General features: G+C 71.0%; 8 protein-coding genes. 5 read left to right on the top strand and 3 right to left on the bottom strand.

The genetic code is table 11. The annotated features are described in order from the left end of the window. Positions 1–64: 64 nt before the first annotated feature. Positions 65–220 (bottom strand): DUF6131 family protein, encoded by a 156-nt coding sequence (locus ACFVYR_RS32560; RefSeq protein ID WP_384258885.1) that lies wholly within the window; start codon positions 218–220, stop codon positions 65–67. 63 nt (positions 221–283) lie between these two features. Then, positions 284–634: a PRC-barrel domain-containing protein gene (locus ACFVYR_RS32555; protein WP_384258883.1), complete on the bottom strand. Its 351-nt coding sequence runs from the start codon at positions 632–634 to the stop codon at positions 284–286. A gap of 163 nt (positions 635–797) precedes the next feature. Here ACFVYR_RS32555 and ACFVYR_RS32550 point away from each other — a divergent pair, with 163 nt between their 5' ends. Next, a complete protein-coding gene (locus ACFVYR_RS32550) occupies positions 798–1664 on the top strand; it encodes an endonuclease/exonuclease/phosphatase family protein (RefSeq protein WP_384258902.1) in 867 nt (288 codons plus the stop codon). Here the strand turns inward: ACFVYR_RS32550 and ACFVYR_RS32545 are convergent. Continuing rightward, entirely contained in the window at positions 1661–2281 is a 621-nt protein-coding gene (locus tag ACFVYR_RS32545) for a DUF6629 family protein (protein WP_384258880.1), read from the bottom strand. The two genes, ACFVYR_RS32550 and ACFVYR_RS32545, sit on opposite strands and share 4 nt — an antisense overlap. A gap of 176 nt (positions 2282–2457) precedes the next feature. On the opposite strand from ACFVYR_RS32545, the gene ACFVYR_RS32540 reads away from it, so the two are divergent. Genes ACFVYR_RS32540 through ACFVYR_RS32525 form a run of 4 tightly spaced genes read left to right on the top strand, consistent with a single transcriptional unit; the run spans position 2458 to position 8869 of the window. After that, the gene (locus ACFVYR_RS32540; RefSeq protein WP_384258878.1) at positions 2458–3813 is read left to right on the top strand and encodes an ABC transporter substrate-binding protein; all 1356 of its coding nucleotides are present in this window, start codon (positions 2458–2460) and stop codon (positions 3811–3813) included. Beyond that, positions 3810–4784: a carbohydrate ABC transporter permease gene (locus ACFVYR_RS32535; RefSeq protein WP_384258876.1), complete on the top strand. Its 975-nt coding sequence runs from the start codon at positions 3810–3812 to the stop codon at positions 4782–4784. The genes ACFVYR_RS32540 and ACFVYR_RS32535 overlap by 4 nt, the downstream gene beginning before the upstream one ends. 14 nt (positions 4785–4798) lie before the next feature. Next, positions 4799–5611, top strand: coding sequence for a carbohydrate ABC transporter permease (locus ACFVYR_RS32530; protein WP_384258874.1), 813 nt, complete (start codon positions 4799–4801; stop codon positions 5609–5611). 33 nt (positions 5612–5644) lie between these two features. Further along, positions 5645–8869: an alpha-mannosidase gene (locus ACFVYR_RS32525; protein WP_384258871.1), complete on the top strand. Its 3225-nt coding sequence runs from the start codon at positions 5645–5647 to the stop codon at positions 8867–8869. The last annotated feature ends 19 nt before the right edge of the window (positions 8870–8888 follow it).

The raw sequence follows: 8888 nt of genomic DNA, 5'->3' as shown, positions 1-8888 counted from the left end.
CAATTGCTCCGGCCCCCTTCCCACGGGCCAATGGATGTCACCGGTTCACAGGCTCCGCTGACATTCACCAATAATGCCTGCGACCGCCCACCGAGTGTCCGACCGCCCCGAGGACCCAGAGCACCGCACCGATGACGACGAGTGCGACGCCGATGGTCCAGAGGATGGATATGCCTGTCAGCAGGCCGATGACGAGCAAGATGATACCGAGTGCGATCATGGATCCTCCGACCCTCAGAACTCTTTTCAGTGTACGCCTGACGGGTGAAACCGCAGAGCGGAATCAGTGGCCCGAGCTGCTGTAATAACCCCCGAGCTGGTCGCGGTATGCGGGGTCGCCCAAGTGCTTTTCCTTGTCGAACTCGGGCGCGTCCTTGATCTGCTCCTTGGTGAGCGAGACCAGAATCCGCCGGGCTTCGTGGTCGATGGCCGTGACGGTACTGGCGGGCAGCAGAACCTCCTTGCCGAAGATCCATACGCCGGTGTCGACGACGATGTACTGGTTGGCGACCTCGTCGGAATGCTTGTCGACCTTGCCGATGTGGCCGTCCGCGGCTTCGACCTTGTAGCCCGTCAGATCGGCGTCCGGGCCGTGCCCGGCGGTCGGAACGTAACTCCACATTTCGTTGCTCACGCACGACTCCCTGATCGACACCTGAAACACAGGTTTTCGCTTACCCGGACCGGCATCCCGAGGATCAGCCGCTCCTGCCGTTCGAGTGTCCTTTCCGGACGAGACCAAACAACGATCCGTCACATAGCCTCTGGCAGGGAGACGGCAGATGCCACGGGTGCGCATGTGCACGTGGGGGAGTGGAGGGGGCGGGGTGCTCGGAAAGGGCACGCGGTGGCTCGCGGGCGCCATGGCGGTGGCATGTCTGGTGCTGGTCGGCCCGAGCGCGTCGAGCGGCGGTTTCCACGCCGGGTCACTGCCCGTCGCGGGCGACCGGGACGTCGTACCGAACCGCGTCATGACCTGGAACGTCTGCAACCCCTGCGACGCGAGCGAGATCGGCCGCGCGGCGGAGATCGCCAGGTACGCGCCTCAGGTCATCGGCCTGCAGGAAGCGTGTGTGCGTGACGTCGAGCGGATCCGGGACTACCTGAGGATCCTCTACGGGCTGGAATACCACGTCGAGTACGGGGCGGTGCTGCACAAGCGGAGCCGCTGCGGGGGGTGGCCGTGGAGCCCGGGCGCCTTCGGCCAGGCGATCCTCTCGGCGGCGCCGATGACGGACCGCGAGAACGTGGAGTACCCCGACGGCGGATCCGAGGACCGCGGGTACCTGGCAGTCACCACCACCGTGGGCGGCCGGTCCGTGCGAGTCTTCAACACCCACCTCGCCCAACGCCGGCAAGAGGCGGTCCGGGCGGGCCAGACCCGGGTGCTCGCCGCAGCCGTCGCCCGGCACGACCGCGCGATCGTTCTCGGCGACTTCAACGCCGTGCCGGACACGCCGGAACTCACCCGGATATGGGCGCTGGCCGCGGACGCCGACCCCCAGTGCCACCCCGCGGCCACCGGCATCTGCGAGCCGACCACCGACTGGCGCAGCAAGTTCGACTACATCTTCCTGCGGGACATCGTCCCGTTCGGCCACGGCGTGCACCCCACCCCGTACTCGGACCACGACTTGGTCCACGCCGACCTGGACCCGGCTTAGGACCGCCGACGACGACCTCTGATCCAGAGCGCCAGGACCACGGAGCACACCGCGGCGATCGCGCACCAGGTCGAGACGTACTCCTGCCGCCACAGCACGGCGCAGACCGCGGCCCCGATGGCGACGAGGACGCCGAACAGGACGAGTCCCCGGTCACCGGAGAGGAGCAGGGAGCCGATGGTGGCGAGCAGGTAGCCGATGACGACCAGCGCCGGCTGCGGCAGGCCCAGGGAGTACCCGACGGTGTGCCCGCGGATCTCGGCCGTCACGGTGCGGGTCGCCAGCGCGTACGCGAGCGCGGTCGCCGTCAGGACCCCCGCCGCCAGCGGGACGAGCAGCCGGCGGCGCGCGTTTCGCGGCGCGGCGCACAGCACGGCCGCCGGTACCCACACCGCCAACAGGGGGAGTGCGACGACGGCCCAGGCGACGGTGGCGGGTCCGGTGCCGCCGTCGTGGTGCCAGACCGCGGCCTCGATGATCTGGTGGGCGCCCAGGAGCAGCGGCAGCGCGGCCAACGGCAGGTCACGGGGGCGGCGGACCGCCAGCGTCACCGAGGCGACCCCCACGGCCGAGATGCCCGCTCCCGCGACCAGGTCGGCCGTCGCGCTCCAGCACATGGCGGCAACGCTACGGCCGCCCCGGCGCGCGGGCGCGTCGGGCCGGTCCGGGGTAGCAAGGAGGTTGGGGACCGGCCTGCTCGCGACCCATTGACATCGACGGTGCCCGAGGTGAAGCTCCAAGGCGTCCGTGTTAACGCTAACAACGGGCTGAGGCACACCTGAGGGAGTCATCCATGTCAGGTAGTCGTCACCCAGCGCGCCCAGCGCCACCGGCACCGCTCGCACCACCGGCACCGCTCGCACGGCCGACGTCGCAAGGACCGGCCCTCGACCGCCGCGCCCTGCTCCTGGCCGCCGCGGCCGGCGGGCTCGCCACCGCCTGCGGCGCCGCCGAGGGGCAGCCCGCGGGCAAGGTGGCCGTCCTCGGTGACAGCGCGCAGTGGGAGAAGCCGATGGCCGCGGCGGGCACGGCCATGAGGTCGGTGGGGGCGCCGCAGCTGATCCCGCAGGCCATTCCGTTCCTGGAGTCGTTCGAGCAGATCGTGCGGTCCTCGCTGCGGACCAGGAAGACACCCGACATGCTCAAGTACTGGTCGGGCTACCGCCTCCAGGACCTCGCACGCACCGGCGGCATCGTCGACCTGACCCGCCAGTGGGACGACGCCGTCGCCAAGGGCTGGGTCGACGCCTCCCTGCGCACCGCCTTCACTCACCGGCGGCGCGTCTACGGCCTGCCGATGAACCTCGCGTACTGGGTGTTCTTCCACAACCCCGAGGTCTTCCGCGAACACCGCCTCGAAACCCCCAGGACCTGGGACGACTTCCTCACCGCCTGCGCGCGCCTGAAGAAGGGCGGCATCACCCCGCTGCACGGCACGGCCGGTGACCGCTGGCCCTCCTTCATCTGGTTCCAGGAGATCCTCAGCCGCCAGGACCCCCGCTTCTACGACGACTTGATGAACGGCCGCGAGCGGTACACCGACCCGCGCGCCGAACGAGCCCTGCGCACCATCGTGTCCTTCTTCGACAAGGACTGGTTCACGCCCATGGACATGAACCATCCCGACGCGGCCGCCGCCGTGGTGCACGGCAAGCTCGGCATGGTGCCCTGCGGCACCTGGCTCGGCTCCACCCTCGCGGCCGCTGGCGCCAGGCCCGGCAAGAACCTCGGCGCGTTCGTGCTCCCCATGGCCGACCCCACGGCCCGCCCCGCCGTCATCTTCGAGTCCAGCGCCCTGGTCGCCACCGTCAAGGGGCCCGACCACACCGAGGCGCTGCGGGCCACCGCCGCCTGGCTGCACCCCAAGGTCATGACGGCCTTCTCGCACACCCTCCAGGACGGCTGCCCCAACCCCGAGGTCGCCCCGGCCAACCCGGTGATCGGCTCGCTCGCGAGGAAGGTCCGCGGCGACAAGCTGTGGCTGCTCAACCGCTTCTGGGAACAGGGGCCGCCCGAACTCGTCGAGGCCACCGTCGACGACCTCGCGGGTTTCCTCCTGAACCCCTCCTCGTACCGCAAGACGCTGCGCACCATGCAGGACCGTGCCGACGACGCCTGGCAGGTGTGGCGGGAGGCGGAGAAGACATGACGGACATCGTGACGCCCGCGCACGGCGCGCCGGGGTCCGCGCGCCCGCGCCGGAGGGTGCCGGTCCGCAGCCCGCACCAGGCCGCGAGGGCGCGCGGCAAGCGGCTCGGCGGCCCCCTCGCCGCGCTGCCCTGGGCGCTGCCCGCCTTCGCGTTCGTCGGCGTCCTGCTCGTCTACCCGTTCTTCCGCAGCGTCTACGGCAGCTTCTTCGAGGACAACGGCTTCACCAGCAGCTTCACCGGATTCGACAACTACGCGCGCCTCGCCGACGACCCGATCTTCGGCCGTTCGCTGCTCAACACCGTGTTGTGGGTGGCCGGAACGCTGCTCCTGCCCGTCCTCGCCGGGCTCCTCATCGCCGTCGCCACCCACCGGATGCGCTTCGGCGGCGTCGCGCAGCTGATCATCGTGCTGCCGTACGCGATCTCGGGCACCGCCACCGCCGTCGTCTGGTACTTCATGCTGTCGTCGCAGGGCGCGCTCAATCAGGCGCTGCGCGGCGCCGGACTGGACGGCCTCGCGCACTCCTGGCTCCTGGAGTGGCCGCAGAACACCCTCTCGATGATCGTCGCGAGCACCTGGCAGGCGACCGGTCTCAACGTCGTCCTCTTCGCGATCGGCCTGCGCGCCATCCCACGGGAGACGGTCGAGGCCGCCGAACTGGACGGGGCGAGCGGCTGGCGGATGTTCCGCCACATCACGCTGCCCGGGCTGCGCGCCGTGACCGTCGTGGTGGTCGGCATGGCCATCGTGAACAGCCTCAAGGCGTTCGACATGATCTGGATCCTCACCCAGGGCGGCCCGTCCCGCTCCTCCGAGACCCTCGCGCTGAGCATGTACCGGGAGACGTTCCGGCTCTTCCACGTGGGGTACGGCTCGGCCATCGCCCTGGTCCTCTCGGTGATCGTGGTCGCCTCGTCCTGGCTGTACCTGCGCCGCCAGATGCCCGACACGAACCCGGCGAAGAACTGAGGAGGGGGAGTCCCATGGGACGCGCGGTACGCAATGTGTTCGTCGCCGGATGCGTGGTGCTCTGGCTGGTCCCGCTGTACCTCCTCGTCGTCAACGCCCTGACCCCGGTGGCCGACTACACCGGCAAGCCCGACTGGACCTTCCAGGGCTTCGACCTGGTGGAGAACGTCAGGACGGCCTGGCGGGCCGCGGGCATCGGCGACAGCTTCCGCTCCTCGCTCCTGTACGCCGTGGTCTGCGGCCTCGTGGCGGTCCTGGTGGCGTCCATGGCGGCGTTCGCCGTGGTCGTGCTGCCCATCCCCAGGCCCGCGTTGTGGTTCTGGCTGATCTACTCAGGCACGCTCTTCCCGCTGCAGATGTTCCTCGCGCCGCTCTTCGGCCTGTACGCGGACGCCGACCTGTACGACACCAGGCTCGGCCTGATGCTGGTGTACGCGGCGTGGGCGGTGCCGTTCGCCTTCTTCCTGATCCGCAATCAGCTGACCACCATGCCACCGGAGTTGACGGAAGCGGCGCTGATCGACGGCGCCTCCTTCCGCAGGATCTTCTGGCGCATCCACGTCCCCCTGATGAGGTCGGGGCTCGGCGCGGCCTTCCTCTTCCAGTTCACGGCCGTCTGGAACGACCTGCTCCTCGGCATCACCCTCAGCCGCAGCCCCGAAATCCAGCCGGTCATGGCCACCCTGGCCACCCTCAACAAGTCCTACTCCTCGACGGGCCCGCCCGTCATCCTGGCCGGCGCACTGATCGTGTCCGTGCCGACCCTCGTCCTCTTCCTGCTCTTCCGCGGCCTGTTCCTGCGCGGCATCACCGCATCCACCCGCTGACCCGACCCACCCCCTTTCCCGGGAGAGATCCGCATGACGACACGGGCTCTGGTCCGCACCACCGACTGGGACAACGACCGGATACGCGACAGCCTGCGCGCCGGCGTGGTCGGCGCGCAGGGGACTCTGCCGGACGGCACCACCCTGCGGCTCACCCAGGAACCCCTCCTGCGCCACACCGACGACGGCGGCACACTCCTCCAGTCACTGCGGGTCGAGCCCGTCGACGGAGCCGAGGTACCCGGCGGATTGACCGTGCGTACGGAATCCGGTGCCGCCCTGCGCTGCGAACGGGTCGGCGGGCCCGGCCGCTCCGTGCGGCTTCTGCTGCCCGCCGTGGAGAGCGCCACCCGCGTCACGGTCGGCCTCGCGGACGGACGGAACGGCATCGACGTACAGCTGACCCCGCAGCGTCGGTGGACCCTGCACCTGATCCACCACTCCCACCTCGACATCGGCTACACCGACCCGCAGGGCCGGGTCCTCGCCGAGCACCTGTCGTTCCTCGACTCCTGCCTCGAACTGTCCCGCGCCACCGACGGCTGGCCCGAGGAGTCCCGCTTCCGGTGGTGCGTCGAGTCGTTGTGGTCGTTCCGGCAGTGGGCGAGGGCCCGGCCGGCGGAACAGGTCGAGGAGTTCATGCGCCGGGTCGGGGAGGGACGCATCGAACTCACCGCGCTGCCGTTCAACCTGCACACCGAGACCTGCTCCACGGACGAGCTGCACGAACTCCTGCGCCCGGCCCGTGCCGTGAGCGAAGAGCATGGCGTCCACTTCACCTCGGCCATGCAGACCGACGTGCCCGGCGCCGTCGTCGGCCTCGTCGACGCCCTCGCCGCGGCGGGCGTCAAGTACCTCTCCGTCGCCCACAACTGGGCCGGGCGCTCCGTGCCCCACCTGGTCGGCGGCGGGAACCTGCCCCGCCTCTTCCGGTGGCGCGCACCCAGCGGCAACAGCGTTCTGGTGTGGGTCACCGACACCCCGCACGGCCTCGCCTACATGGAGGGCCCCCTCCTGGGCTTCGACACGGGCTACGCGGACGTCGACGACCTGCTGCCCGCCTACCTGACCTCCCTGGCCACCCACCCCTACCCCTACCGCGGCGGCATCTTCGGCTGGGCCATGGACCACACCGAGATCAAACGCGAGCCCTACCCCTGGGACGTCCTGCACCTGCGCGTCCAGGGCAAGTTCGGCGACAACGCGCCGCCCCGCCGCGTCATCGCCGACACCGTCCGCCGCTGGAACGACACCTGGGCCTTCCCCCGGCTGCGGCTCTCCCGCAACGAGGACTTCTTCACCGACGCCGAGGCCAGGCTCGGCCACGAGATCCGCACCTTCGAGGGGGACTGGACCGACTGGTGGGTCGACGGGGTCGGGTCGGGGGCGCTCCCGCTGTCCCTGGCCCGGACCGCCCAGTCAGTGGTCGCCGACGCCCAGACCATCGGCACGTTCGCCGCCCTCCTCGACGCCACGGGGGCCGAGGACGACAGCAGGGACGCCGCTGGGGTCTACGAGGCGGTGTCGCTCTTCGACGAGCACACCTGGGGCGCCGGCGACCCATGGACCCACGGGGAAGAGGGCGGCCACTCGGGGGAGCACCAGTGGCACTGGAAGTACGGGCAGGCGATGCGCGCCCACGACGACGGCAACGCGCTGCTCGCCCGCGCGAGCGCCCGCCTCGGACAGCGGCTCGCCGCCTCGCCGGACGCCGCGGCGACGTACCACGTCGTCAACACCTGCTCGTGGCCGCGCACCGACGTCGTCGGCGTCTTCCTGCCCGAGAGCACCGTGCCGCTGGAGCGGCCCGTGACCGTTCACGACGCGCGCGACGGGCGCCGGCTGGCCTGCGAGGAGAGGCCGCAGACCAATGACGACCACCGCGACGCCGGCCGGTTCCTGCTCGTCCGCGTCGACGACGTGCCGGCCGCCGGATCGGTGCGCCTCGACATCCGTCTCGCGGCCGCCGAGACGTCCCGGGGCCCGGACGGCACGACGGTGCGGGCCGCGACCGGATGGAACCCGACCGGCGGCACCGAACGCGAGGACCCCGCCGAGTCGGCCGCCGAGGCGCTGGCCCACCCCGAGCCGGCCTTCCTTCAGAACGAGCACCTCGCCGTCCGCGTCGACCTCGCGCACGCCTGCGTCGCGTCGGTCATCGACAAGCGGACCGGCCGCGAACTCGTCCGCCCGGACGCCGTCGTCGGCTTCAACGGCTATGTCCACGACAGCTACACCACCGCGGGCGCCTTCAACCACAACTCCAGCCGCACCACGGCGTCGGACCGCCTCGAACACCTCGGCGTCCGAGCCGTCGCCCCGCCCGCCGCACTCATCGCCCGCCGCTCGACGGCCGTCGCCGAGTCCGTCACCTACGAGACCCGTCCGGCCGGAGCCAACCGGCTGCGCACCACGCTCACCCTCCGGCACGGCGTGCCCCGCCTCGACATCGAGAACCGCCTCGACAAGGACGGGGGACTCGGCAAGGAGAGCGCCTACTTCGCCTTCCCCTTCGCCTTCGACGCACCGGTCGTCCGGATGGAGGCCTCGGGCGGCGCCACCGGCAGCGGACTGCCGGTGGTACCGGGCTCCGCCCCGCACATGCGCGCGGTGCGCCGCTGGGTGACCCTGGCCGACGACGACCTGGCGGTGGCCTGGTCCACGCAGGACGCGCCGCTCGTGCAGTTCGGCAACATCGCCCTGCCCTACGCGCCGTTCCCCAGGACGATGGACCACGACGAGCCCGCCACCGTCTTCTCCTGGATCCACAACAACCTCTGGGACACCAACTTCCCCAGTGCGCAGGGCTTCGAGCTCACCTTCCGGTACAGCCTGGCCAGCGGCTCAGGCGCGGCCGGACTCGGACCGGCGACGGCCGCGGCCTGGAGCCGTCCGATGCGCGCCGTCCGGGCCAGAGGAGTCTCGGACGCCGCGCCGGACCACCATTGCTTCGCCGATCTGGACGACCCACGGGTGCGCCTCGTCGGTGCGACCACCCCGCGGCCCGGACACGTCCTGCTGCGCCTGCAGTCGTTCGCGGAGCAGCCGGTGACCTGCCGGGTCCGCGCCCGCTTCCCGGTGGCCGCCGCCCATCGCGCGGACTTCCTCGGCACCGCGAGCGACGAACTGCCGTTCACCGGCGGCGAGGTGGCGCTGGACGTGCCCGCGCTCGGCACGACCGCCGTGCTCTTCACGCGCCCGGACGCGGTGGCCGAAGGGCCTGCAGGTGCTTCCGGTGGTTTTCCGGTACGTCCGTGAAAGCCGCCCCGAGCGTTGT

Origin of the sequence: Streptomyces sp. NPDC058284 (assembly GCF_042881135.1) — a bacterium.
In the GTDB taxonomy this organism is placed as follows: Bacteria; Actinomycetota; Actinomycetes; order Streptomycetales; family Streptomycetaceae; genus Streptomyces.
This window is presented reverse-complemented; position numbering and strand designations above follow the sequence as displayed.

Coding starts and splice junctions, on each gene's coding strand:
- ACFVYR_RS32560 (WP_384258885.1), bottom strand. CDS start 220: ATGATCGCACTCGGTATCATCTTGCTCGTCATCGGCCTGCTGACAGGC.
- ACFVYR_RS32550 (WP_384258902.1), top strand. CDS start 798: ATGTGCACGTGGGGGAGTGGAGGGGGCGGGGTGCTCGGAAAGGGCACG.
- ACFVYR_RS32535 (WP_384258876.1), top strand. CDS start 3,810: ATGACGGACATCGTGACGCCCGCGCACGGCGCGCCGGGGTCCGCGCGC.
- ACFVYR_RS32540 (WP_384258878.1), top strand. CDS start 2,458: ATGTCAGGTAGTCGTCACCCAGCGCGCCCAGCGCCACCGGCACCGCTC.
- ACFVYR_RS32545 (WP_384258880.1), bottom strand. CDS start 2,281: ATGTGCTGGAGCGCGACGGCCGACCTGGTCGCGGGAGCGGGCATCTCG.
- ACFVYR_RS32530 (WP_384258874.1), top strand. CDS start 4,799: ATGGGACGCGCGGTACGCAATGTGTTCGTCGCCGGATGCGTGGTGCTC.
- ACFVYR_RS32525 (WP_384258871.1), top strand. CDS start 5,645: ATGACGACACGGGCTCTGGTCCGCACCACCGACTGGGACAACGACCGG.